Origin of the sequence: Sagittula stellata E-37, from assembly GCF_039724765.1 — a bacterium.
GTDB classification, from domain to species: Bacteria; Pseudomonadota; Alphaproteobacteria; order Rhodobacterales; family Rhodobacteraceae; genus Sagittula; species Sagittula stellata.
Genome location: NZ_CP155729.1, coordinates 3,199,075 through 3,222,178 on the forward strand (window position 1 = coordinate 3,199,075; position 23,104 = coordinate 3,222,178).

Below are 23,104 nucleotides of genomic sequence, written 5' to 3' on the forward strand. Positions count from 1 at the left end.
CTCGTCAGATCGACGAGGATGACATGCAGATCGACGAAACCGACCGCAAACTGATCGCCGCGCTGGCCGAGAACGCCCGCGCCCCCGTGGCGGAACTGGCCCGCAGGCTGGACCTTGCCCGGACGACGGTGCAGGCGCGCATCGACCGACTTCTCGCCAGCGGTGCCATTGCAGGTTTCACCCTCAGGCGCGGTCCCGGCCTGCGCCCGCCCCTGCGCGCCACCGTGCTGATTTCCCTGGAACCGAACGAGGCCGCCGCCGTTCTGTCGCGCCTGAAGGCCATGCCGGAGGTCGAGACGGTGCACACCACATCGGGCCGCTTCGATTTCCTTGTCAGCCTGACCGCCGGCACGACCGAGGCGCTGGACATCAGCCTCGACAAGATCGTCGAGGCGAAGGGTGTGCGCAGTTCGGAAAGCCTGATCCACCTCTCGACCAAGATCGACCGGGTCGGGCGCTGAGCGCACGAAGATGCCCGGGACAATGCCCGCCGCGATTGAGACGTGATTGACAGAATTGCGACATCGCATACGATGATCGTGTATTTTTTAACGAATATTGAGGAGCGCGCGCATGCCCGGTTCGCCCGAAGCGCCGATTTTCACCCATCAGGGTTTTCTCGGTCAAACGGTCCCGTTTCACGCCATCACCTACGACAAGAACGGGGTCTGCACCTCTCCGGCGACACGCGACGCGGTCCTGCGCCTGATCCGCGATGGCGGTCACTCCGACACGATCCTGTTCAGCCATGGCTGGAACAACGACTGGGACGATGCCATGCGCCTCTACCGCGCGTTCATGGAAGGCGTCTGCGCTATGGCAGACCAGCGCGGTGACGTCCTGCCAGGCGGTTTGAAGCCCCTGTTTCTTGGCGTGTCCTGGCCCAGTGCCGCCCTGCTCTGGCCGTGGGAAGAGACACCCGATCTGGCCGCCGGCACACCCGAACCGGTCGTAGAAAGCGCCGATGCGGAGCTTCTGCGCGAGGACATGGACCCCGACGAGGCAGAGGCGCTGACCGCTTTCCTCGCGGGGAAGGACACCATCACCGGGGCCGAGCTGTCGCAACTGTCGGAATTGCTCGCTCCGCAGTTCGCCCATCCCGACGAGGACGAGACGGAAGCCTCGGCGCAGTTCACCGCGCGCGACCTCGAACACACTTTCCGTTCCGCGGATATCCTGGCGGAAGGGCCAGAGGATGACGATGGCGGCTTCGACAGCGGCGGTACGATCGACGACGCGCCAACCGATGGCGTGCAGGCCGCCGGGGGGCCTTTCTCCGGTGTCTTCGGCCTGCGAAAGGTGCTCAGGATGGCGACGGTCCTAAAGATGAAGGACCGCGGCGGTGTCGTGGGCGCCAACGGCGTGGCCGAACTGTTGCAACGCCTGCTAGGAGAGACGGGCACCCGCCTTCACATCGTCGGGCATTCCTACGGTGCAAAGGTGACGATGACGGCGCTTAGCCGGGTGCAGGCCCCGCGCGCCGTGGAATCCGTGCTGCTTCTCCAGCCCGCCGTGAACCACCTCGCCTTCGCTCAGGATGTGGAGGGGCGGCCCGGCGGCTTCCGCAAGGTCCTAGAGCGGTGTCGCAAGCCGGTACTGACAACCCGGTCGAAGAACGACATCCCGCTCAGGCACGTCTTCCACCTGGCCGTACGCCGCCGCAGCGACCTGGGCGAGATGCAGTTCGCGTCGGGCGTCAGTCAGTTCGCGGCAATGGGCGGTTACGGGCCGCATGAACTCGCGCCCGGCGAACTGCTGGAGGTCACCCTTCCCGACCGGGGCATCACGTATCCCGACCTCTCCGGACACGCGGTGATCGACCTGAACGGCGACGGGCGCATCACCGGGCATTCCGACGTCACCAACCCTTACACCTTCTGGGCGATGCTCCAGAACCTGCGCTGAAAGGACCCCATGGCGACCCTCGTCCGCGCCTCCGAACACCTGCTCGCGCTCCGCTGCACGGTAGAGATGTCGCGGAGCGGGGCGTTGCTGGCCGCCGAACCCTATCGGGGCGAGGAAGCGCTGGCCGAACCGCTGCGCCTGCCGCTGACCGACCTCGGGTTTCCCGCCACGGTCCGAGACCGGCAGAACGGTTTCAGACCAAAGGTGCCGGGCGATCTGCGCGGGATGTTCGCTTGGTTGGGCGAACAGGCCGATGGACCGGAGGCGATCTGGATTCAACTGGCCTACGGCGCAGAAACCCTGGGTGCCTATCCGTGGGAAGAAATGTTCTCCGACACCTGCGGCCGGGCGATCCTGCGGGTGCCGAACTTCGTCCGTCCGGGCTACGCCCCGGCGTCCGACCGGCCCATCGCGATCTGTGCGGCCGCGCCCAGAGCCAAGGGTAGCGAAGATTGGGGAGCGCCGTTGCTGGATCTGCTAGACAGCCTTCCGCATTTCGAGAGACGCGATGTCGTGCTGTTCCACGGCGCTGACATGGTGCCCGAGGAGGTGCGAGACCTCGACCACCTTGGCCAGAGGTTTCCCCAGCTTCGCTTTCACCGCGCAGCCCTGCCCGAGAAAGCGGATGCACCGGACCGCGCACGGACCATCCCGCAGTCCGCCGAGGTGAGCAATCCTTGGCTGACGTGGATGGCCGACACGCTTGGCCCGGAGGGTGCACATGCCGTCCACTTCCTCTGTCCCGGCTACGCCAGTAACGCCCATGGCGCGCTGGCCCTGCCGGAAAGCCCGCTCTCGGACGGAGATTCGCAATGGTCCCGCTTCGTGGGGGCGCAGGAACTCGCGCGCTTCTGCGACACCATCGGCGCGCAGCTTGTCACCCTGACCGCCCTCGGCGACCCTCGGTGGTCCACCGGGCTTCGGCTGCTTCTGAACGAGATGTCGTGGCGGCGTCCCGGCCCCTTCCTGCTGAACTTGCGCCAACGGGATCGGCAGCTTGCGCCGGCCCTCCACGCCCTGGCAGGGGAGCCCTTTTATCCCGACCCGGCACCCGGGCTGGTGTTCTCTGTCCATCCGAAGGCCGTGGCCGCTGCCGAACCCAAAGCTGCCTTCCAGGCCATCACAAGAGGGGTGCGGACCGCCACCGTCGCCCCGGGCGAGCCGCTGTCGGAAAGTGCGCTCGACGATGTGATGCTGCCCGCACCGTCGGGCACGCTGGACGACGGTTTGCGCGCAGCCTTCGAAACGCCGGATCTTGCCACCTCCGTGCCACCGCTTCCCGCCGACCTTCAGCGCACGCTTGACCAGATCGGCAGCGCGCGGCCGAAATCGCGCACGCAGGAGGCGCGGGACCAGGGGGCGCTACGCGCGCTGGACTTCATCTCGAAGCTGACGGGCGGCGATTTTGGCGGGGGAACGGGCCGATGAGTGTCACCCGCATCCGGTTCGAGCGTGCCATCGGTCACGACATGACCGAGTACACCCAGTTCCACATCGAGGCGCCCGGCGTCCTCCTGAGCGATGCCCCCCGCCCGCCACTACAGATCGACGCCCACAAGGCGGTGTTCGACGCCTTCGATGCCGCCGGACCGGACGACGTGGTCCGCGCGGCGGGCGATGCGCTCTGGTCCTGCCTCTCGGCCCACCGCAACACCAAGGAGGCGTTCCGCCCGATCCTGCGCAAAGACGCGACGAAGGGGGCATTGCGGCTGGCCTTCTCCGACCTCGCGGGCGACGCAAAAGCCCTGCCATGGGAGGCCCTGCGAGAGACGCAGGCCGGGTTCCTCTGCTTCGACCGCCGCATTCCGATCCTGCGCGAGGTAGAGACGGAAACCGCCCCGGACCTGCAGATTGCCAACACCGACACGCTGCGCTTTCTCGCCGTGATCGGCGCACGCGGCGATGACGGACAGGGAGAATGGGACGAGATCCGGAAGGCTCTGCAGTCTCTGACCGGTTCGGTCAGGTTTCAGGCGCTGATCCTCGCCTCCCGGCAGGAACTCGAGGACGACATCAACGCGCTCGGCGTTCCTGCGATCCGCGCCGAAACCATACCGCATGGCACCAGCGCCCTCGTGGCACGGATCGAGCGCTTTGGTCCCCATGTGGCGCACTTGTTCTGCCACGGCTACGCAGGCACCGAATCCGTGCTTGAGGTCGAGGACGGGGGCGTCAACTACGGCTGCACGAAACCGACCTGGCTGATGCGCGGCGACCTGCTGCATGCGCTTTCGGCCAAGGCGTGGCTCGTGGTGCTGAACGCCTGTTCGCTGGCGGATGTGGGCGATGCGGAGGACACCGGGCCGGGCACGCCCGAAACCGCCAGCCTGTGCGAGGAACTCGTCCAGTCCGGGATACCGGTGGTGGTGGGGATGCGCGGGCCGATGCTGGCACGATACACCCATGCCTTCGGCGGTACTTTCCATGAACGGGCGTTGCGGGCCGTTGGACAGGCCATCGCCCAAGGCGGCATGGAGCTCGATTTGGGGGCCTGTTTCTCCGACGCCTGCCGCGCCATTCTCGCCGACCCGCCGTTGCCCCCGATGCTGGCCGCCGCCCGCATCCGCGACTGGACCTTCCCGGTCATGACGCTCCGCAGCGGGCCGCTCGCGATCAAGGTCATCGGCCATGGCGACGCCCCCGGCGGCGCGTCCCCCGACGTGGACGAAGACACCCTTCTGGCCCGCGAAGAGGCCATCGGCGAACGGGAGGTTCTGGCCCGCATTCTGGATAGCCGGGGCGACGTGCTGCCGGACGAGGCCGTGCGCGAGGTCCGCGCACGCATCGCGGAACTCGAGGCGCAACTGGGCACCCGGACCCGGACCGAAGAACACACAGCCTTCGACGAGGCATGACCGGAGACGCGCCATGACCCTGCCCGACACGCTCCAATTGAACGCATGGACCGGTGGGGAGAACACCGGCGCGGTCGACCCGGACCTGAAGCGCCATCTGCTGGGTCTGCCCTTCGCCGGCCAGAGCCGGAGGCTTCCGGCCGCCCCCGTCCCGCAGGACCGATGGCAGGACCCGAAGGTCGGATGGGGTGTGATCCTTCCCGAGAACCGCGAACTGACCCGCGCGGAGCTGGCCTCGGCCATGGATGCCCCGGCACCGATCCGGGACTTGGTGGCACGACGGGGCGATGCGCCGGTCTTCCGGGTCGGCAAGGACTGGCAACCCGGCACCCTGCGTCGCTACGCGCCGGATGGCTCGGCCATGGACATCGACATTCATGCCGGGCGCATCGGCACTGCGCCGGGGCACATCCCGCGTTACCTGTTGATCGTGGGCAGCCCGGCGCAGATTCCCTGGGACGTGCAGTACGACCTGCATCTGACGTTTTTCACCGGGCGCCTCGACCTCGACGACGCCGGGTTGGAGCATTACGTCGACGCCCTGTTGTCCGACTGGCAAGGCAGCCCGATGATGAAGGCGAACACGCTGTCCTGGACGGTCGATCACGGCGGCGGAGACATCACCACCCTGATGCGCAAGACAATCGGCGACCCGATCCACGACCGCTTTGCCACCGACCCGGTGCCAGAGCTGGTCGCGGGCGCACATGTCCTGCGTGGGCCTCAAGCCACCCACGCCGCGCTTTCCGCAGCTATCGAAGCCCGGCATCCGGCCCTGATCGTCTCGACGAGCCATGGCGACACCGCGCCGCTCGATGACGTCGATCTGATGCGGAGCAATCTGGGCCTGCCGATCGACGCGGACCTGCGCCGGCTCGATCCCGCGCAACTGACCGGCAATGCGGCGCCCTCCGGCGCGATCTGGTTTGCGCAGGCCTGCTGTTCGGCCGGTAGCTCTGCGCGCACCGCCTATGACGGTGTCCTGAAGGCCGGGACCGCCGCCGACCGGATCGTGCGGGCCGTGGCCGGATGCGGGGAGACCACGGCACCCCTGCCCCGCGCGCTCCTTGGGTCACCGAAGCCCCTGCGCGCCTTTGTCGGCCACGTGGAGCCGACCTTCGACTGGTCGCTCAGGAACCGGAAGACCGGGCAGTACGTGACAAGCTCGATCCTCGACTGCTTTCACACATGCCTGTTCACCGGCCAGCCCATCGGCATGGCGCTGGACCGGGTCCGCGCGACCGGCGCATCCTTCCGCAACAGCCGTGACATTGCCGCACGCCGCCTTCTGGACAACCGCGACGAAAGCCAGCTTGGCGACATTCTTGCCGCGAAGCTGATCGCTGACGACTGGCGGTCCATCGTTCTGCTGGGGGACCCGACGTGCCGGGTGTGGTGAGCCTGCGGCAGGGTGCGCCTACTCCGCCGGTTTGTCTGCCTCGGCCTCGTCCTCGATGGCGTAGGTCTTGAACAGGCTGCTCTGCGTCATGAAGAAGGCAAAGACCGCCGCTGTCAGGCCGAAGGTCTTGAAATAGACCCATGTTTCCGTCGACATGGTGCGCCAGATCACCTCGTTCAGCACGGCCAGTCCGAAGAACATCAGCATCACGCGGCGGGTCAGGATCATCCACCCTTCCTGCTTGAGCGGCATTAGTCCCTCCATGACCGCACGCAACCAGCTTTCGCCGCGCAAGAGCCCGATGCCCAAGGCAGTGCCGAACAGCAGGTAGATCAGCGTCGGCTTCATCTTGAAGAACCGGTCGTCGTTCAGCCAGACGGACAGGCCCCCGAAGATCACGATCAACACCGCCGTCACCAGTTGCATCCTGCTGAGATGCCTGGTCAGCTTCCACAGAAGGCCGGTGGCGATCAGGAAGACCGGGATGAAGCCGGCGGTGACCACGATGAACCCCTCGTACTCCGTCCCGCCGATGGTGAAGATCCGGTCCTTCAGCGCGAGGTAAGCGGCGAAGAAGGCCAGCAGAGGCCCGAACTCCAGCGCGCTCTTCAGCATCGGGTTGATCGGGCGCGGCCCGGCTTGGTCGGTCATGTGAGGCTCCTTTTGTCCTCAGATAGTCGCTTCAGCCGCCCAACTCAACGATCACCGCGCCCGCTGCGATCAACGCCATGAGAGCGATCCGGCGGGGTCCCACCGTTTCGTGCAGCACCAGCCAGCCGATGATCGCCGCGAAGACGGTCGAGGTCTCGCGCAGGACGGCCGCTTCGCCCACCTTGTCCAGCCGCGTCGCCAGCATGATGGAGCCGAAACTGAAGAAGGCCACGATCGCGCCGACGACGCCCCGGACCATCAGCGGCGGAAACTCAGGCTTCACGATCATGGAGCGCCAGCGCACCGCCGCGATGCCGGGCATGAGCCAGCCGTCGATGAAGAAGAACCACGCAAGGAACGTGAACGGGTCCGCCGTGGCCCGTATGCCGTAAGCGTCATAAGTCGTGTAGAGCGCGACGAACAGGCCGGTCGCCACGCCAAAGCCCAGTGCGGCAGGCAGCGTGTCGCGGTCGACCTCAAGGAATATCAGGTTGTAGACCGCCAGCCCGAAGATCCCGCAAAGCAGCACCCCGACGCCCAACCACTGCGTCAGTGCAAAGTGTTCGCCAAAGACCAGCGCCGCGCCGATGACCGCAAAAAGCGGGCCGGTCCCGCGCACCACCGGGTAGACCACCGTGTAGGCGCCGCGCGTGTAGGCCAGGGCCTGCAGCACCTTGTAGACCGCGTGGATGACAAAGGCGCCGGCAAATATCGGCCACATGTGCGGTTCGGGCCATGGCACGACGAACAGGGCGAAGGGCGCCGCCATCAGGGCATAGCTGCCGTCTATGGCACCGCGCGACAGCCACGGATCGTGCCGCCCCTTCTGAAGAGCACCAAAGGCCGCGTGCAGGAAGGCCGCCAGAACGGCCAGCCACAGCGCAAGGGTATGGCCCGCTTCCGTGCCTTCCAGTGAAATCAGCCAGTCGCTCATCGGCACTCGTTTTCGGAACCCGACGCCTTGCCGGGCGGTTGAAGGTCAAGACGTTCAAGAAACACCCGGAGGTTCCGCATGTTTGAACAGGTCGCTGGCGAGCTCGGGGCCTGCTTCTCTGTCGTCCCCGCCTCGCTCGCGTTTACACGCTTGCTGGTGGCGGTGGTCCTGTCTGCCATTGTCGGATTGGAAAGGGAGTTGCAAGGCAAACCCGCCGGTCTCAGGACGCATATCCTCGTGGCGGTCGCCGCCTGTCTCTTCGTGCTCGTCGGTCAGGAGCTGTCGTCCATCGAATTCGGCAACACCGGCGAACAGCGTCACGACCCCCTGCGCATGATCGAGGCGGTCACCGCCGGAGTAGCCTTCCTGGCGGCGGGCGTGATCTTCACTAGTGGCGGCAAGGTGCAGAACCTGACGACGGGCGCTTCGCTTTGGCTGTGCGGTGCCATTGGCCTCGGCTGCGGCGCGGGCAGTATCGCGCTTGCGTCGATGGCGACCGGGATCGTCGTCGTGGTGCTTTTCGTGCTGGGACAGGTGGAGAAGGTGCTGGGCACACAGACCGACGCCTGAGTTGTCAAAGCCTCGGGTCAGGGCTCAAGCCCGGTGAGCGCCGCCGCGAATTCCTCCGGGTCGAAGGGGGCCAGATCGTCAATCTGCTCCCCCACCCCGATGGCGTGGATCGGCAAGCCGAACTTGTCGGCCAGCGCCACCAGCACACCGCCCTTCGCCGTACCGTCGAGCTTTGTCATCACGAGGCCGGAGACATCGGCCAACTGCCGGAACGCCTCCACTTGGATCAGCGCGTTCTGACCTGTGGTGGCATCCAGCACCAGCAGCGTATTGTGCGGCGCGTCAGGGTCCTTCTTGCGGATGACGCGGACGATCTTGGCGAGTTCTTCCATCAGGTCGGCGCGGTTCTGCAGCCGGCCCGCCGTATCGATCATCAGCAGATCGGCGCCCTCCGCTTGGGCCTTGCCCATCGCGTCGAAGGCAAGGCTTGCCGGGTCGGATCCTTCGGGCGCCGTCAGCACCGGTACGCCTGCGCGTTCGCCCCAGACCTGCAACTGTTCGACCGCCGCCGCGCGAAAGGTGTCGCCCGCGGCGATGACCACCGACTTTCCGGCGGCCCTGAACTGGCTGGCCAGCTTGCCGATCGTCGTCGTCTTGCCGGAACCGTTCACCCCGACCACCAGAACGACCTGCGGCTTCTTCGGATAAATCGGCAGGGGACGTGCCACGCTCTCCATCACCCGCGCGATTTCCTCCGCCAGCAACTCCTTGATCTCGCGGGCCGAAACACGGCGGCCCATGCGCCCCTCGGCAATGTTCGACGTCACGCGCAAAGCCGTGTCCACCCCCATGTCCGAGGCGATCAGCAGCTCTTCGAGGCTTTCGAGCATGTCGTCGTCCAGCACGCGGCGCGGCTCCGCACTGTCCGGCTGGCCGATGAGGCGACCAAGCAGACCCGGCCGTTGAGTGCCCTGCGGCTCCGTCTCTTCCGGCAGCGCCATGGGCTGCATCGCGGCAATCGGCGCTTCGGGTGCGGGCGTGTCGTCGGCGGGCGTCTCATCGCTGCCCTCCTCGACGATGGCATCGAGCCCTTCGTCGAGCTTGGAAGACGTCTTGAACAGACGGTTTTTCAGCTTTCCGAAAAACGACATATGCGCGGCCTCGTACCTTCTGGATCAATCACACCTAATACGCCGCGCGGCTCAATGAAAGTGTGAGTTGACCATCCGGCCCGGTCCCCCCTTACTGCAGCCATGCGCGCGTTGCTCTTCCTGCTTTTCCTGATCCCCGCGTCGGTTGACGCCCAACCCGACGAGCCGGGCAGCCTGTGCTCCTCCGGAGCGTTCGGACAGGTGCAGTGTATCCGCCCGTCGCATTTCGTGTACGACACCTGCCAGGCGCTGGAAGCCTTCGCCAACGATGCCGGTATCGACCCGCACTTCTTCGCCCGGTTGATCTGGCAGGAAAGCCGCTTCGACCCCAACGCCCTTTCACACGCCGACGCGATGGGCATCGCGCAGTTCATCGCCTCCACCGCAGAGCTGCGCGGTTTGCGCGATCCCTACAACCCGGCGGAAGCGCTGGAATACTCGGCGGAATACCTTGGCGAACTGACGCGGCGCTACGGCAATCACGGGCTGGCCGCGGTCGCTTACAACGGTGGCGAAAGGCGCGCCGACGGGCTGGTGGCAAAGACCGGCGGACTTGCGCGGGAAACCATAGACTACGTCCAGATCATCACCGGCCTGAAGGCCGAGACATGGCGCGACGCCCCGCCTGTCGAGCCGGACTTTGCCTTGGACGACGATTTATCCTTCCGGGAGGCGTGTTACGATCTGGGCCGAAACAGACGATTGACCGCCTATCCGGAACAGGAACCTTCGGAGCCCGTGGTGCCGGACTGGGGCGTGCAGGTCGCTTTCGGCGTGTCGGAGAAGGCCGCGCTGGCCAAGTTCCGCAGCAGCACACGCGGATGCCGGTCGGTCTACGGCTCGGAAGAGCCGCTGCTCCTCTGGTCGAAAAGCCGGGCGAGCCCAAGGGGCGGCTACTACATGGCCCGCTTCGGTCGCGACAGCCGCGATGCCGCTTGGAACATGTGCAGAAAACTGAAACGCAGCGGCTGCATCTGCGCGGTTTATCGCAACGATTGAGGCATGTGGATAAGTGGCTGTCTATTTCCCTTATCCGACTTTATTCCGCAGGTCAGGCGTTTTCATCCGATCACTTTTGTCTTTTTCCGATAAATCGACGGCGCCCATCAAAACCACGACTTTCGTCCGACTTGCTCAGGATCAAAGCGGCTGTCCTTCGCAGGGCTACAAAGGAATGTGACAGAGCAAAGGAGAACTGATCGATGTACTTCCTGTTTGGAACGGTGGCGTTGATGACCTTGGCGGGTGTGGTCAAAACGCGACGTCGTGCCCGTGAGGCCGAAGTGCGTGTCCGGGCAACCACGACGCGCCCGGTGTTTCCGACCGGACGGTCCTGATCGAAGAGGCAGGGCGGGACATGTCCCGCCCTTCTCGGTCAGATCTCTTCCGGAAAGTGCTTGATGGTCAGGCGGATCGGGTTCGGCGCTGCCTGACCCAAGCCGCAGATGGACGCATCTGTCATTGTCTGGCACAACTCCTCCAGCAGCGACTGATCCCACTTGTCCGCCATCATCAGCTTCACCGCCTTCTCGCAACCGACGCGACACGGCGTACACTGACCGCAGCTTTCATCCTCGAAGAACTGCAGCATGTTCAACGCGGCGTCCCGGACGGAGTCCTGGTCGGACAAGACGACGACCGCCGCCGACCCGATGAAGCTGCCGTGCGGCTGAAGCGTATCGAAGTCCAGCGGGATGTCGTTCATCGACGCGGGTAACAAGCCCGAAGACGGACCGCCCGGCTGGTAGGCCTTGAGCCTGTGCCCGTCGAGCATCCCGCCCGCCGCCTTGATAATATCCATGATCGTCGATCCGGCGGGCAGCAGGTGCACGCCCGGCGACTTCACCCGTCCCGACACCGAATACGAACGCAGCCCCTTCCGCCCGTTCTTTTCCACCGATGACAGGATCTGCGGCCCCTCGCGGCAGATCTTGGACACCCAATACAGCGTCTCCACGTTGTGGACGAGCGTCGGCCGGTCGAAGATGCCGACCTGAGCCACGTAGGGCGGACGATGGCGCGGGATCCCGCGCTTGCCCTCGATCGACTCGATCATCGCGCTTTCTTCGCCACAGATGTACGCGCCCGCGCCCCGCCGCAGGTCGATATAATCCTTCTCGACGATCCCCGCCTCTTCGAGTGCGCGGATCTCCTTGCGCAGGATGTCGATGATGCCGGGGTATTCGTCGCGCATGTAGATGAAGCAGCGCTCGGCCTCCACCGCCCAGGCGGCGATCAGAACTCCTTCAAGGAAAACATGGGGTTCGCCCTCGATGTAAACGCGATCCTTGAAGGTTCCCGGCTCACCCTCGTCGCCGTTGACCGCCAGATAACGCGGCCCGGGATTGGCGCGCACGAAACCCCACTTGCGACCGGAGGGGAAGCCTGCCCCGCCCAGCCCGCGCAGACCGGACGCCAGGATCTTCTCCTGCACCTCCTCCCAATCACCTTCGGCACGCAGCGCCTTCAGTTCGCTGTACCCCCCCTCTTCGAGGTAAGCGGAAAGCGTCTCGTACCGCTCGACGGGGGCATGGGTTTCGCCGGCGGCGATGGCCGCTTCTACCTTCTCCGGCGTGGCGTGACCGATGTGATTGTGGCCGAGTTCCAGAACCGGCGCGGTGTCACAGCGGCCCATGCAGGGCGCGCGCATGACGCGGACCTGAGCAGGGTCCATGCCGTTTTCCAGCGCTTCACGCAGTTGTTCCGCTCCGGCCAGTTCGCAGGAAAGCGAATCGCAGACGCGGATCGTCAGCGCGGGCGGCGGCGTCTCGCCTTCCTTCACGACGTCGAAATGCGCGTAGAAGGTGGCAACCTCGTAGACCTCGGCCATGGACAGGCGCATTTCCTCGGCCAGCGCGCGCAGGTGCGCGGCAGAGAGGCAACGGTATTCGTCCTGGATCAGGTGCAGGAACTCGATCAGCAGGTCGCGGCGGCGCGGACGGTCGCCCAGCAGGTCGCGCACCTCGGCCCATGCCTTGTCCTCGACCTGACGGCCCTTCGGCGTCCGGCGTCCCCGTCCCTTGCCCGATTTCCATACGCCCTTGCGCTCATCGAGTGCCATCGAAGCACCTCCCCGTATTCGTGTTGGCGCAGCCTACCGTCCACGCCGTCCCGGACGCCGATGAAAAACGACGCACTGGAGCATGGCTCCGCCGCGAAATGCCCCGTCTTTTGCCTGATGGGTGACGGAAAGTTCCGCTAGAGGTAAGACATCCAATGGTATCGGGCGGCGCTCCGGGGGCAACGATGGCACGATTCACGATCGCAACACTGAGTATGGTGGTGCTCTTGGCGCTGGCCATGACCCTCGGCGCGCCCTTCCCTTTCATTGCGCTGCTCTACATCACGGTCTTCACGTTCTTTCTGGACAAGCTGACGGCCTTCGCCGCCCCTGACCGCCCGGATGCGGAGTTTCCGGCGGGCGACGCCTTGTCGGTGACGCTTGGCCTGCTTCATTTCCCGCTGCTCTACGGCGGCGTCCGGGTCATCGCCGCCGGGGGTCTCTCGGTCTTGGACACGGTCTGCCTGTTCGCGGCACTAGGCCTGTTCCTGGGACAGGTGTCGAATTCCAACGCGCACGAGCTGATCCATCGCTCCCCCCGCGCCATGCGGCGGTTGGGCGTGGCGGTCTATTCCTCTGTTCTGTTCGGGTTCCACGCTTCCGCGCATACGCGGGTTCACCACGTCCACGCCGCCACGCCAAACGATCCCAATTCGGCGCGCATGGGGGAAGGCTACTGGCGGTTCGCCGTGCGGGCCTGGCGTGGCGCACTGGTGGAAGGATACAGGGCGGAACGTCGGCTTGGCCGCCGCGGTCTGTCGCATCCCTACACCGCCTATGGCATGGGCGCGGCGTTATCGGTGCTGGTCGCCGCTACTGTGGCTGGGCTGACAGGCGTCGTGGTGCTGTTTGGTCTCGCGGGCTACGCGCAGGCACAACTGCTGCTGTCGGACTATGTCCAGCACTACGGGTTGCGCCGCAGGGAGGTCGCTCCGGGCAGGTTTGAACCGGTCGGGCCCGGCCATAGCTGGAACGCGCCCCACGGCTTTTCGTCGGCATTGATGCTGAACGCACCGCGCCACTCCGATCACCATGCCCACCCGTCGCAGCATTATCCCGGGCTGGAACTGGACCGCGGCACGATGCCGATCCTGCCGCACTCCCTGCCCGTGATGGCCGTTCTGGCGCTTGTGCCGCCCCTCTGGCGCCGTGTAATGGACAAGCGTGTGCGCCGCTGGCAACCCGGATGATCCGCACCCGGGCGATCCTTCGCCGACGCGCGCCGAAGTCTTAACCATTCGGTAATCCCGTATCTTGCCTCCGCCCGTGAATGTGGCAGGATTGAGGCATGAAACAGTTCCTTCCTGCCGCACTGGCGCTTTCCCTAGCCGCTGCCCCCGCATTCGCCGCCGAGCCCCTTTCGGCCAACGCCTTCGAAAGCTACGTGAACGGCAAGACGTTGTATTACGGCATGTCCGGCGACGCCTACGGGGTCGAGGAGTACCTGCCCGACCGCCGCGTGCGCTGGTCCTTCCTCGACGGCAAGTGCAAGGAAGGATACTGGTACGAGGCTGAAGGCTCCCAGATCTGTTTCGTCTACGAGGACAGCCCCGACCCGCAGTGCTGGACGTTCTTCCGCGAGGGCAGCAAACTACGCGCGGTGTTCGAGAACGATCCGTCGTCCACTGTCCTCTACGAGGCGCGCCAGAACGACGAACCGATGATGTGCTACGGCCCGGACGTGGGCGTCTGAGATCAGGCGGCGTCGCGGGACAGGCCGCGCACCGCCAGCATGCCCTGCCGGATATAGTCGACCATCACTTCGGTGATCGCGGTCTTTCCGTTCCCGGCATATAGGTTGATGTTCTGCGTGCCGAGGTCGGGCAGAAGCCCCTCGTCCAGATACTTCACGTAGGTCGGCGCGTGGCCTTGCAACCGCGCCGTCACGGCAAGATCGGCGCTGATCGTCGCGTCCACGGTCATGTCGCTGTCGGAATCCACCGCCAGCTCCCAGGCGAAATTCTCTGCATCCAGCCGGGCGAGTGCAAATTCCCTGAATCCGCAGGACCGGCAAAAGGCGACCCGCAGCGGGCGTGACTTGTGCGCCTGCCCGTCCGGAGCACCGATCCAGCGCAGGGGCACTTCCATCAACGTCTCTCCGCCCTGGTCGACGCCGCCTTCGGTTGTCATGATGACATCGGCCTCACCCCGGGCAAACTTTGCCTTCAGTTCCTTCGTGAAACTGCTGAGAAGCTGGACTTTGACCCGGGGGTGCGTCCGGCCCATCCGTTGCAGGACCTGCGGGATCACGGGGTACACGATGTCATGTGGCACGCCGAGGACGATTTCCCCCTCCCAGCTCTGGCAGGTCAGGCGGGTGTAGATCTCGTCGTTCATCTCGACCATGCGCTGCGCATAGGACAGAAGCTGTGCGCCCGCCGGCGTCAGGCTGACGCCGCGCCCGCTGCGCTCCAGCAGTCTGAGACCCAACATCTCCTCAAGCCGTTTGAGCTGCATCGAGACGGCCGACTGCGTCAGGTTCAGGAAACCTGCGGCACGCGTCACGCCGCCGGCCTCTGCAACGGCCACGAAGGACCTCAGGACGGTGATGTCGAGATTTCTCATCCATTACGCTCCGTGATGGGAGGAAGCAAAAACATTCACTTCGAATATCAATCAGACTGTGCCAAATTCATCAATGGAAAACATCGACACACCCGAAAACATCACAGCTCTTGAAAGACGACGCCATGTATCGTGCCGCCGAACGCTACTTTATCGACCTTTTGCACCGTGGCCCCGAAAGGCACTGGCCGCCCTCCCGGATAGCCGCCGACCTGCGCGAAGCCAACCGCTACGAGCGTGCGGAACATGACGCCCGGTGGGATGCACCGACTTTTTGGCGCATCTGACGCGTATGTTATGTCCCAAGACCTCTCTAAAGCTTGAATATTCATGCCTCACTGCCAATATTCCTGCCATGTTCCCCGAATAGTGTTTCGGGGCGATTTGTACGCAAACGGAGGCATTGATGGCTGAATATCAAACGATCGGGGCACGGGGCGTATCCGGTGCCCGCAGCGCCCAGATTGACGAGGGGCTGCGCGCTCATATGAACAAGGTCTACGCGTTGATGTCCGGCGCGCTGCTGATGACGTTCGCGCTGGCCTACCTCGTGGCATCCAGCCCGGCCCTTCAGCAGGTTCTGCTGGTCTCTCCGGTGGTCTGGGTCGTAATCTTCGGCCCGCTGGCCTTCGTGATGATCGCGTCCTTCGCGTTCCACAAGCTGTCCGTCGTTGCGCTGAACGGTCTCTTCTGGGCCTACGCGGCCCTGACCGGCGTGTCGCTGGCCACGATCTTCATCATGTTCGACATGATGCAGGTCATCACCGGCCTCGCCTACACCGCGGTTGCGTTCCTTGGCCTTTCGCTGACAGGCTACCTGACGAAGCGTAACCTCGGCCCGGTACACCAGGTCGCCGTGATGATGACCTGGGGCCTCGTCGCCTTCGCCCTGATCAGCATGCTGTTCGGCGGTATGGGAGGCAACACCTTCTGGTGGATGAACGTGGCGATCCTCGGCCTGTTCGCGGTCCTCACCGCGACTTCGACGCAAGAGATCAAGAACACCTATCTTGAGGCGCGCACCCACGGTGGTCCGGAGGCAGATCTTTTCCTTGAGAAGGCCGCGATCATCGGTGCGCTTCAGCTTTACATCTCGTTCATCGCGATGTTCCGCTCGATCATGTATCTGTTCATGGGCGGCGACGACTGATCGCAGATCCACGCAATCTAACGAAGGGCCGGTCCAAAGACCGGCCCTTTTTCGTTGCCCGGCCGAACTTCCCATTTCGAATTCGGCGCCGTTTGGGTTCGTGTCAACTAAGTATCATCTCCGGGTGAGCTGACCATGAAGCCACCCAATAACGCCGTCTGTCACTGCTACAACGGGGATGCTGAAGATGCCGCCCGATTATACGCACAGCCCTTTCCTGAGAGCGAGGTTACGTTTGTCAGTCGCGCGCCAGCCGACTTTTTTGAAGGCGACGTGCTGGTCGTCAGCTGAGGGACCATGTGCCTTGCACGTGGCCTACAAGGGATACGACAGCAGGTTGACCGGGAACGCCACACCGCCTCCGAATGTCATGGCGCTCTGCCCGATGCTGCGGAAGCCCAGCGACTTGTAGAACGGTGTGGCCGTCAGGGTGCTCTTGCAGTGCAGCACACGGATGCCCTTGTCCCGCGCGTCCTGGATGACATGTGTCATGAGTCGCGTGCCGACGCCCCTGCGGACGGCGTCAGGGTCCGTGGCTAGGTGGCGGACGTATCCCACGCCCGGCGCACGCCCCGTACCACCGGGCATGGCCAGCGACCAGCCGCCAGCGCCTAGCAGGGCCGTTCCGCTTTCCGCGACAAAGTACAAGCCCGAGTCGATCAATTCGGGCTGGGCGCGCGCGAATTCGGGTAAGCCAAAGACTAGCGCAGACGGCGGATAGTCCGCTGCAAGCAAACGGGCGTAGCTGCGGCGATAGAGGTCGTCCAGCAGAGAGATGTCATGCCGAGTCGCAGGGCGTATGGTGATCTGCTCGGCCAAATCCGTACCTCCGATGCGGGAGTATTCCGGGATTTGGCCGGTCAGGCAAATCACAACCGACGCCCGTTGGTGGCGCCGGTCTGTCGCTCTTAATTCAGCGCCAGTTCCTGAACCATGGTGTTGCGGGTCGATAAGGTCACCGCATCGCCCTCGCGGGTGAAGCTGTAGAGCTGGCCAATATGGCCAGGCAGGCCGAAGGTAACGGAGTCGCCATCCGCCAGGGCCATGATAATGCGCCCTTGATCGTCAGCGTCGTTGCGGGCTGCGTAGTAGCCCACGACTTCGAAGGTGTCGCCTGCCTTGGTCCAGTAGACAGACATGTCGGTCGTCGACTGGTGCAGCGTGGCACCGGCCATCGGCGTGTCGAGGGTGACGGTTTCAGCTGCGGCGGCAAGGGGAAGCAAAACAAAGGCGGCAAGTGCAAACGTGCGGAACATATCGATTTCTCCAGTTTTCTGCGTAGCGCGTGGCCGGATGCCAAGCGCCAACATTCTGCACCGCAGCATGACAGAAGGCAGACCGAAGGACCAATGCAGAATGGGCAAGACCGTTATGACTTGAAATCAATATGTTAACAGTATGCAACGGTAGACCGAACCGGTCAAGATAGGCTTGCGACTGCAGAAAAACCGTCAGAAACAAGAAAAAAGCCGCGCGGAAGCACCGTCGCGGCCTTTGTGGCTCGTTCCGAAAAAGGGCAGGATTACTTGATCTTGCCTTCTTTGTATTCGACGTGCTTGCGCGCAACCGGGTCGAACTTCCGGATGGTCATTTTTTCGGTCATGGTACGCGCGTTCTTCTTGGTCACGTAGAAGTGGCCGGTGCCTGCGGTCGAGTTCAGGCGGATCTTGATCGTGGTCGGCTTCGCCATTGGTCGTCTCCTGCAACACGCGGGGCGCCGCGCGTGAAATTCGTATGAAGCCCGCCTTTTACTTACTGCGCGGCCCGAGTCAACCGTCTCGTGACAGTTTGTGGGCCGGCGTGGTCCGGCGGCCGGGCCGGTCGCCCGGAGCAGTGATGCGCGGAGGGCCTGTAAGCCGGATTCTGTTGTCGGGGTTGCCCCCTCAGACGACCATTCCTCTGGGCCGCACGTTGCCGCGCGGCTCTAGCTGCCAACCCGGACCTCTCGGGCCAAAGCCGCCCTGTCCCGATATCCCGCAAGCGGGATCAGTCGGACGCGAGGTCCCTACACGGCATTGCTCCCGGTGGGGCTTGCCAAGCGGGCGATGTTGCCATCCCCCCGGTGGGCTCTTACCCCACCGTTTCACCCTTACCTGCCGACAGGCGACAGGCGGTCTGTTTTCTGTGGCGCTTTCCGTCAGGTTGCCCTGCCCGGGCGTTACCCGGCACCGGTGCTTTGGCGAGTCCGGACTTTCCTCCCGGGGTTTCCCCAAGGCGGCCGTCCGGCCCTCCACGCGCGCCCGACATAGGCGGGGCGGAAGAGCTTGGCAATCCCGCGCGTGCCGACCTATCTCCGGTCAGCGCAGGACGAGCGGCATGGACAGCCATTCTGCCAGAGCGTCGGCTGCTGCGTCGGGCTGTTCCAGCACAGACATGTGCGCGGCCCCCTCGATTACCCGCAAGGCCGCGCCCGGGATCAGTTCCGCCATGAACTCGTGCCGTTTGACAGGAAGCTGACGATTGGATGCCCCGCACAGCACCATCGTCGGCACGGCAATCTTGCGCAGGGTGCTTTGCTGGTCGCGACGGCGCTGGAGCGCGCGGATCTGGCGGGTCATGACCTCGACCCCAAGGCCCGCGGCCATCTCTTGCAGCAGCGCGGAAATCTCGGCCCGCCAAGGTCCGGGCGCGAGGTCTGCAAGGCGCAGGGCCTCGGCAAAGACCGAGCCGCTCTTGCCGGCGCGGGCACGGACGATCAGCGGGTCGCGCTCGGCGGCCTGCTGCGGCGTATCGGCCAACGGCGTTGTGTCCATAAGGCATAGGCGGGTCACGCGGTCCGGCGCCCGGCGGACGATCTCCATCGCAACGATACCGCCCAGTCCCTGCCCCGCCAGCGCGCATCGCTTGGGGATGACGTCCAGCAGCGCCGAGGCGATCTCCTCGATCCGCTCGCCTTCTGTCAGAGCTGCGGTCATGACGGCGCGGCTGCGCGACAGGTCGGCCAGGTGCGGTCCGAACAGTCGGGCGTCGCACAGGATATCCGGCAAGAACACGACGGACTCACGCATGTACGTCCCCGCACTCCGGTCCGCCGCCTGTTGTCGTCACGCTTGCACCCACGAAGCCACCCCCAGTCGCCGCAACCCTATCAGACCCGGTCGCAAGGAAAAGAGGGGCCGCCAAGCCAGACGGAGGGGGCATCCGATGCAGTAACCAAGAGCGATCCGGTGCCGAAAGATGGGCGGGCGCGCGGTGCGCATCCCTCGTCCCGCCGCACCGTAACGACACGCCTGTTCCCTCACCACCGCAGAGCATGGCAAAGCGCCCGCACAGAGCCCGCACGGAGCGCAGGCAGAACCGGCAGCTTCGGCAGCGTGTTTGATGGCCACGACTGCGGATGTGCCGTGCAGACGATCCGTGCGTCCCATCGCGGAACGCATTCCGCCTCATTGCGTCTTGATCTGGTCCCAGAAGACGCCGAGGTGCCGGGACACGATCTGGCTGTAGCGGTCGCTTTCCTTCAGCGCCGCGAGGCCGGCATTGAAGCGGTAGAGGAACGTCGTTCCGCGCCAGTGCGTCTTCGAGATGATGACATGCAGCCCCTCGGTGGCGATCGGCTTGTCCAGGGGCACCGCCTGGCCTCTCAACCCCATCTCTTCGATAGTCTGCGCGCCCAGGAAGACATTGACCGTCACCGCATCGACGTCGCCCGCCATCAGCGCCGTGAAACAGGCCTGCGGGCTGTCGGCCTGCACGAGGTCGATCAACCCCTTCGATATCCATTCCCGCCCCGGCCGGTCGAGGTCGTGGGTGAAATACCCCTTGGGCCGGCAAAGCCGCTTGCCCACCACATCCGCGTCGCTCTCGTAGGTGAAGCCGTCCCCTTCGCGCACGAACAGCAGGACGAGGATATCGACCAGCGGATCGGAGAAATGGAAGCTGGCGCAACGCTCGTTGTCGGGAGTGGCGGCGCAGTCGGGCTTGTACCATGGGAAACCCATGTCGTACTTCTTCTCCGCCAGATCGGGGAACAGGTGTTCCGACCAGTCGTCTTCCCAGGTGATCGAATAGGTCACCGGGGCCGGGGTCGCCTCCATCGCGGCATTGACGATCTCCGTGATCATGCCCTGCCCCGGCCAGTCCTGATCGGTGAACGGCGCGAAGTTGCCCCCGGTCAGCAGCTTCAGTTCCGCGTCGTCCCGACGCAGCGGCGTGGCATCCGCGGCCTCCGTTCCGGGCGCGCAGGGCAGCTTCAGCACGTCGCCGGGCGCGACCTGGAAGACCGACTGCTGCAGGGCCGCCTCGTTGGCGTAGTAGATCAGCGTCCACTTCTCCGGGTCGCCATAACGGGTCTCGGCGATGGTGAAGACCGTGTCGCCGGCCTGTACGGTGTATGCCTCCGGCACGCAGGTCTGGGCCGCCACGGCGGACGCGCTCAGCATGAGGAGTGCTGCGATGCTCCTCCCCAGGATCATCAGAGACCCGCCCAGATCGACGACATGTGCTTGTCGATGACCTTCAGGTATTCTCCGCTGTCACGCATCTTGTCCAACCCGTCGTTGAAGGCGGCGATCAGCGCCTCGGCCCGTGGGTTGGAGCGGTGGGCAACCACATGCAGACCTTCGATGGCCAGCGGACGCGACAGCTGAAGCTCCACCGCATCGCCCAGTCCCATGTCCTTCAGGACGACGCGGCCGGTGAACTCGTTCATCGCAACCGCATCGGCAGAGCCGGACACCAGACGCATGAAACAATCCCCGGCGCTGGCGGGCTGCTGCAGGCGCGCACCGACGCGGGCAAGATAGCCCGCGCTTTGCCCTTGCCGCGATGCACTGGCGTGTCCCAGCGGCGCACAGACACGCAGACCGTCGAGGTCGGCCTCCTGCTGGTACGTCACGCCCGAACCCTTGGCGGTAAAGAGCACGACCAGCATCTCGAACATCGGTTCGGAATAGACATAGTCGGCGCACAGGGCAGAGCTCGCATCGCCGCCGCAGTCCGGTTTGCGCCACGGGAAGGCCAGGTCGACCATACCTTCGGACAGCATCGGGTCGAGATGCACGGAGCGGTCGTTGACCCAATAGAACTTGTGCGCGCCGGTGTCGTCGTTTGCGACGAAGGCCCGGTTGACGATATCGGTGATCATGCCGGACGACATCTGCAGACGATTGGTGAACGGCTTGAAATCGTCGCCGGCCAGCAGCTTGACGTCCACACCCTTGCGGCTTTCGTCCGCTTTGCGCTGGCGGTGCGCCTGCACCTCGACGGCGGACCGCGCGGGCTGCGGTTCGGCCATGGCCGCCTGCGCGACCGGCATTCCCCCATCGAGACCCGCGGGCAGGCCGTTGATGCAGGGCATCCGGTAGGTCTGACCCACGCGGATCGCATCCGGGCTCGCGATGATCTCGATGTTGGTGCGGTAGATCGCGCTCCACTGCCCCACGTCCTTGTAGAGCCGGTCGGCGATCAGCGACAGGGAATCGCCCCGCTGCACGGTATAGAGCCCGCCGCAGGTTTCCTGCGCCATGGCGGCCCCGCTGACGACCGCCCCCGACAATGCGACCGCCGCCGCCCACGCGCTTGTGCACCTGATCATTCCAACCGTCCCCCACTGTTGCTGCGGCAAAAATGCGCGCATGTAGTAGTACCGGTCAACAATTCATCAAAGGAATGTGGTGTTACCCATATGTATCAAGCACTTCCCAAACCCCATCAATCCATGGCCCAGCGTCGCGCAACGCTTATCCACAGAATCAATAGGCGCATGACTCAGGCGAAGGCAGCCAAGGTTTCGCTGGGGCCGCTGGCAACGGGTCCGCTAAGTGACAAACGCGCGGCTGCGGGAGCACAATCAGAAGGAGATTAAATAGATAAATTGCATACCCTTAGCGTGTTTTTCTTGGTGCCTGCCAAGTCTGATACCGAAACGATCGACCTACCTGTCGCCGTGCCCTGATGCTTCAGATCGACCGCCTGGCCCGACCCCACCCTAGACCCGCTTAGCCTTCCGCGGCGAGGATCTGCATCCAGATCGCCGCGCTGTCGTACAGCGTCCATTCGCGGCGCAACCCTTCCGGTCCGAATTCCGCGTGGCTGATGCCCATGACATGGACTGTCGCGCCGGTCGGCGGTCCGAACGCGCCCCAACCGTCGTGCCGCCCGGTCAGCGACCAGCGCAGCGCGGCGCGCGGCGGCAGCATCGGCGTCTCCTCCCCGATGCGATGGTGCACCGCGAAGGCGGCCGACGGAAACGCCTGCCGCAGCCCCAGCCAGAACCGCTCTGCCGCGACGTGCCCCCGCAGTTCCTGCCCGCCGGGATAGGACAGGCCGCAGGCGGGATCGTATTGATCCGGAACGACGGACAGGTGCCCGGCCATCAACCGCTCCAGCACGTTCTCCAGTGCCAAACCCCAGCTGTCGTCGTTGCCGCGACCCGTGTAGGGCCCTTGAACATCGACCTCCGGACAAAAGACCGGCTCTGGCGTGTCGGCGCGGTCCAGCCGGTCGCGTGCCCAGGTCTTCACGTCCTGTCCGGCCTGCGACAGCAAAGCCGCGGTGTCGACCACCTGCCATTCGTCGCTGATGCGCCCGGCCTTGGCGAAATGATCGGCCATGACTCGATAGCGCAACCGGGCACCGCTTGCAGGCCCCCACGGTCCATCGCCGATGTGCCTGCCCATTGCGACCATCCGCGTCGAGCCCAGCATCCCACGCTTGTCCGAACCGCTACAGATCACGTCCTCGGTCAGCAGGCGCCGGTCGGGCATGGCGTGGAGTTCCGCCAGACCGGACGCCCACAGCGCGTCGGTCCCCTGCAGGACACCGCGCGCGTCACGCTGGACGATCGCCGGATGGTAGAAGGTCGCGAGCCCCGCTCCAAGCGTGCGGCCTTCCCAGATCTCGCGGCCCGCCGCACGCAGGTAGTCGGGGAAGTCACGGAACCGGGGATCGAATCCCATCATGTCGAAGTTCTCTCTGCACGG

23 protein-coding genes and 1 other RNA gene are annotated in these 23,104 nt (G+C 64.8%); 11 read left to right on the top strand and 13 right to left on the bottom strand.

Annotated features, from left to right (window positions below; all coding sequences use genetic code 11):
• Positions 1 to 23 precede the first annotated feature (23 nt).
• The 5 genes from ABFK29_RS15180 (at position 24) to ABFK29_RS15200 (ending at position 6,159) form a co-directional block, all read left to right on the top strand.
• Positions 24 to 461, top strand: coding sequence for an Lrp/AsnC family transcriptional regulator (locus ABFK29_RS15180; protein WP_005856311.1), 438 nt, complete (start codon positions 24 to 26; stop codon positions 459 to 461).
• Positions 462 to 573: 112 nt separating this feature from the next.
• Positions 574 to 1,905, top strand: a complete 1,332-nt coding sequence (locus tag ABFK29_RS15185) for an alpha/beta fold hydrolase (RefSeq protein WP_005856313.1) — start codon at positions 574 to 576, stop codon at positions 1,903 to 1,905.
• Between the two features lie 9 nt (positions 1,906 to 1,914).
• Complete coding sequence (locus tag ABFK29_RS15190) at positions 1,915 to 3,333, top strand: hypothetical protein (protein WP_005856315.1); 1,419 nt, start codon at positions 1,915 to 1,917, stop codon at positions 3,331 to 3,333.
• The gene (locus ABFK29_RS15195; protein ID WP_005856317.1) at positions 3,330 to 4,760 is read left to right on the top strand and encodes a CHAT domain-containing protein; all 1,431 of its coding nucleotides are present in this window, start codon (positions 3,330 to 3,332) and stop codon (positions 4,758 to 4,760) included. The genes ABFK29_RS15190 and ABFK29_RS15195 overlap by 4 nt, the downstream gene beginning before the upstream one ends.
• 13 nt (positions 4,761 to 4,773) lie before the next feature.
• Complete coding sequence (locus ABFK29_RS15200; protein WP_005856319.1) at positions 4,774 to 6,159, top strand: hypothetical protein; 1,386 nt, start codon at positions 4,774 to 4,776, stop codon at positions 6,157 to 6,159.
• Between the two features lie 18 nt (positions 6,160 to 6,177).
• Here the strand turns inward: ABFK29_RS15200 and ABFK29_RS15205 are convergent, their stop codons facing one another.
• Positions 6,178 to 6,810: an inner membrane-spanning protein YciB gene (locus tag ABFK29_RS15205; protein WP_005856321.1), complete on the bottom strand. Its 633-nt coding sequence runs from the start codon at positions 6,808 to 6,810 to the stop codon at positions 6,178 to 6,180.
• Positions 6,811 to 6,841: 31 nt separating this feature from the next.
• Complete coding sequence (locus ABFK29_RS15210) at positions 6,842 to 7,744, bottom strand: EamA family transporter (protein WP_005856323.1); 903 nt, start codon at positions 7,742 to 7,744, stop codon at positions 6,842 to 6,844.
• A gap of 78 nt (positions 7,745 to 7,822) precedes the next feature.
• Between ABFK29_RS15210 and ABFK29_RS15215 the strand changes: the two genes are divergently transcribed.
• Positions 7,823 to 8,314, top strand: coding sequence for an MgtC/SapB family protein (locus ABFK29_RS15215; RefSeq protein ID WP_005856325.1), 492 nt, complete (start codon positions 7,823 to 7,825; stop codon positions 8,312 to 8,314).
• A 17-nt stretch (positions 8,315 to 8,331) separates the two neighbouring features.
• Here the strand turns inward: ABFK29_RS15215 and ftsY are convergent, their stop codons facing one another.
• Positions 8,332 to 9,405: a signal recognition particle-docking protein FtsY gene (ftsY, locus tag ABFK29_RS15220; protein ID WP_005856326.1), complete on the bottom strand. Its 1,074-nt coding sequence runs from the start codon at positions 9,403 to 9,405 to the stop codon at positions 8,332 to 8,334.
• 102 nt (positions 9,406 to 9,507) lie between these two features.
• Between ftsY and ABFK29_RS15225 the strand changes: the two genes are divergently transcribed.
• Entirely contained in the window at positions 9,508 to 10,404 is an 897-nt protein-coding gene (locus tag ABFK29_RS15225; protein ID WP_005856328.1) for a lytic transglycosylase domain-containing protein, read from the top strand.
• A 376-nt stretch (positions 10,405 to 10,780) separates the two neighbouring features.
• On the opposite strand, the gene ABFK29_RS15230 is transcribed toward ABFK29_RS15225, so the two are convergent.
• A complete protein-coding gene (locus tag ABFK29_RS15230) occupies positions 10,781 to 12,466 on the bottom strand; it encodes an NAD(P)H-dependent oxidoreductase subunit E (RefSeq protein WP_005856330.1) in 1,686 nt (561 codons plus the stop codon).
• Positions 12,467 to 12,651: 185 nt separating this feature from the next.
• Between ABFK29_RS15230 and ABFK29_RS15235 the strand changes: the two genes are divergently transcribed.
• Complete coding sequence (locus ABFK29_RS15235) at positions 12,652 to 13,656, top strand: alkane 1-monooxygenase (protein WP_040604238.1); 1,005 nt, start codon at positions 12,652 to 12,654, stop codon at positions 13,654 to 13,656.
• A gap of 98 nt (positions 13,657 to 13,754) precedes the next feature.
• Positions 13,755 to 14,159: a hypothetical protein gene (locus tag ABFK29_RS15240; protein WP_005856334.1), complete on the top strand. Its 405-nt coding sequence runs from the start codon at positions 13,755 to 13,757 to the stop codon at positions 14,157 to 14,159.
• A gap of 2 nt (positions 14,160 to 14,161) precedes the next feature.
• Here ABFK29_RS15240 and ABFK29_RS15245 read toward each other — a convergent pair whose 3' ends face one another.
• Positions 14,162 to 15,031 carry a LysR family transcriptional regulator gene (locus tag ABFK29_RS15245; RefSeq protein ID WP_005856336.1) on the bottom strand — a complete coding sequence of 290 codons (870 nt, stop codon included), beginning with the start codon at positions 15,029 to 15,031 and terminating at the stop codon, positions 14,162 to 14,164.
• Between the two features lie 125 nt (positions 15,032 to 15,156).
• Between ABFK29_RS15245 and ABFK29_RS15250 the strand changes: the two genes are divergently transcribed.
• Both ABFK29_RS15250 and ABFK29_RS15255 read left to right on the top strand, forming a co-directional pair.
• Positions 15,157 to 15,318, top strand: coding sequence for a hypothetical protein (locus ABFK29_RS15250; protein ID WP_157136402.1), 162 nt, complete (start codon positions 15,157 to 15,159; stop codon positions 15,316 to 15,318).
• Between the two features lie 119 nt (positions 15,319 to 15,437).
• On the top strand, positions 15,438 to 16,181 hold the full coding sequence (locus tag ABFK29_RS15255) for a Bax inhibitor-1/YccA family protein (protein WP_005856340.1): 744 nt from the start codon (positions 15,438 to 15,440) through the stop codon (positions 16,179 to 16,181).
• Positions 16,182 to 16,496: 315 nt separating this feature from the next.
• On the opposite strand, the gene ABFK29_RS15260 is transcribed toward ABFK29_RS15255, so the two are convergent.
• From ABFK29_RS15260 to ABFK29_RS15295, 8 genes are all read right to left on the bottom strand, one after another.
• Positions 16,497 to 17,000: a GNAT family N-acetyltransferase gene (locus ABFK29_RS15260; RefSeq protein WP_005856342.1), complete on the bottom strand. Its 504-nt coding sequence runs from the start codon at positions 16,998 to 17,000 to the stop codon at positions 16,497 to 16,499.
• 89 nt (positions 17,001 to 17,089) lie between these two features.
• On the bottom strand, positions 17,090 to 17,437 hold the full coding sequence (locus ABFK29_RS15265) for a hypothetical protein (protein WP_005856344.1): 348 nt from the start codon (positions 17,435 to 17,437) through the stop codon (positions 17,090 to 17,092).
• Between the two features lie 266 nt (positions 17,438 to 17,703).
• Entirely contained in the window at positions 17,704 to 17,871 is a 168-nt protein-coding gene (gene rpmG / locus ABFK29_RS15270; protein ID WP_005856346.1) for a 50S ribosomal protein L33, read from the bottom strand.
• A 146-nt stretch (positions 17,872 to 18,017) separates the two neighbouring features.
• Positions 18,018 to 18,415, bottom strand: an RNA gene (gene rnpB, locus ABFK29_RS15275) — RNase P RNA component class A.
• Between the two features lie 63 nt (positions 18,416 to 18,478).
• A complete protein-coding gene (locus tag ABFK29_RS15280) occupies positions 18,479 to 19,189 on the bottom strand; it encodes an alpha/beta fold hydrolase (RefSeq protein WP_005856349.1) in 711 nt (236 codons plus the stop codon).
• A gap of 378 nt (positions 19,190 to 19,567) precedes the next feature.
• Positions 19,568 to 20,596, bottom strand: coding sequence for a transporter substrate-binding domain-containing protein (locus ABFK29_RS15285; protein WP_005856351.1), 1,029 nt, complete (start codon positions 20,594 to 20,596; stop codon positions 19,568 to 19,570).
• Positions 20,596 to 21,717, bottom strand: a complete 1,122-nt coding sequence (locus tag ABFK29_RS15290; protein ID WP_005856353.1) for a LysM peptidoglycan-binding domain-containing protein — start codon at positions 21,715 to 21,717, stop codon at positions 20,596 to 20,598. Before ABFK29_RS15290 ends, ABFK29_RS15285 begins: the two co-directional genes overlap by 1 nt.
• Before the next feature lie 403 nt (positions 21,718 to 22,120).
• Positions 22,121 to 23,083 (bottom strand): ester cyclase, encoded by a 963-nt coding sequence (locus ABFK29_RS15295; protein WP_005856355.1) that lies wholly within the window; start codon positions 23,081 to 23,083, stop codon positions 22,121 to 22,123.
• Positions 23,084 to 23,104: the final 21 nt, after the last annotated feature.

Coding starts and splice junctions, on each gene's coding strand:
- ABFK29_RS15180 (WP_005856311.1), top strand. CDS start 24: ATGCAGATCGACGAAACCGACCGCAAACTGATCGCCGCGCTGGCCGAG.
- ABFK29_RS15185 (WP_005856313.1), top strand. CDS start 574: ATGCCCGGTTCGCCCGAAGCGCCGATTTTCACCCATCAGGGTTTTCTC.
- ABFK29_RS15190 (WP_005856315.1), top strand. CDS start 1,915: ATGGCGACCCTCGTCCGCGCCTCCGAACACCTGCTCGCGCTCCGCTGC.
- ABFK29_RS15195 (WP_005856317.1), top strand. CDS start 3,330: ATGAGTGTCACCCGCATCCGGTTCGAGCGTGCCATCGGTCACGACATG.
- ABFK29_RS15200 (WP_005856319.1), top strand. CDS start 4,774: ATGACCCTGCCCGACACGCTCCAATTGAACGCATGGACCGGTGGGGAG.
- ABFK29_RS15205 (WP_005856321.1), bottom strand. CDS start 6,810: ATGACCGACCAAGCCGGGCCGCGCCCGATCAACCCGATGCTGAAGAGC.
- ABFK29_RS15210 (WP_005856323.1), bottom strand. CDS start 7,744: ATGAGCGACTGGCTGATTTCACTGGAAGGCACGGAAGCGGGCCATACC.
- ABFK29_RS15215 (WP_005856325.1), top strand. CDS start 7,823: ATGTTTGAACAGGTCGCTGGCGAGCTCGGGGCCTGCTTCTCTGTCGTC.
- ftsY (WP_005856326.1), bottom strand. CDS start 9,405: ATGTCGTTTTTCGGAAAGCTGAAAAACCGTCTGTTCAAGACGTCTTCC.
- ABFK29_RS15225 (WP_005856328.1), top strand. CDS start 9,508: ATGCGCGCGTTGCTCTTCCTGCTTTTCCTGATCCCCGCGTCGGTTGAC.
- ABFK29_RS15230 (WP_005856330.1), bottom strand. CDS start 12,466: ATGGCACTCGATGAGCGCAAGGGCGTATGGAAATCGGGCAAGGGACGG.
- ABFK29_RS15235 (WP_040604238.1), top strand. CDS start 12,652: ATGGCACGATTCACGATCGCAACACTGAGTATGGTGGTGCTCTTGGCG.
- ABFK29_RS15240 (WP_005856334.1), top strand. CDS start 13,755: ATGAAACAGTTCCTTCCTGCCGCACTGGCGCTTTCCCTAGCCGCTGCC.
- ABFK29_RS15245 (WP_005856336.1), bottom strand. CDS start 15,031: ATGAGAAATCTCGACATCACCGTCCTGAGGTCCTTCGTGGCCGTTGCA.
- ABFK29_RS15250 (WP_157136402.1), top strand. CDS start 15,157: ATGTATCGTGCCGCCGAACGCTACTTTATCGACCTTTTGCACCGTGGC.
- ABFK29_RS15255 (WP_005856340.1), top strand. CDS start 15,438: ATGGCTGAATATCAAACGATCGGGGCACGGGGCGTATCCGGTGCCCGC.
- ABFK29_RS15265 (WP_005856344.1), bottom strand. CDS start 17,437: ATGTTCCGCACGTTTGCACTTGCCGCCTTTGTTTTGCTTCCCCTTGCC.
- rpmG (WP_005856346.1), bottom strand. CDS start 17,871: ATGGCGAAGCCGACCACGATCAAGATCCGCCTGAACTCGACCGCAGGC.
- ABFK29_RS15280 (WP_005856349.1), bottom strand. CDS start 19,189: ATGCGTGAGTCCGTCGTGTTCTTGCCGGATATCCTGTGCGACGCCCGA.
- ABFK29_RS15285 (WP_005856351.1), bottom strand. CDS start 20,596: ATGATCCTGGGGAGGAGCATCGCAGCACTCCTCATGCTGAGCGCGTCC.
- ABFK29_RS15290 (WP_005856353.1), bottom strand. CDS start 21,717: ATGATCAGGTGCACAAGCGCGTGGGCGGCGGCGGTCGCATTGTCGGGG.
- ABFK29_RS15295 (WP_005856355.1), bottom strand. CDS start 23,083: ATGATGGGATTCGATCCCCGGTTCCGTGACTTCCCCGACTACCTGCGT.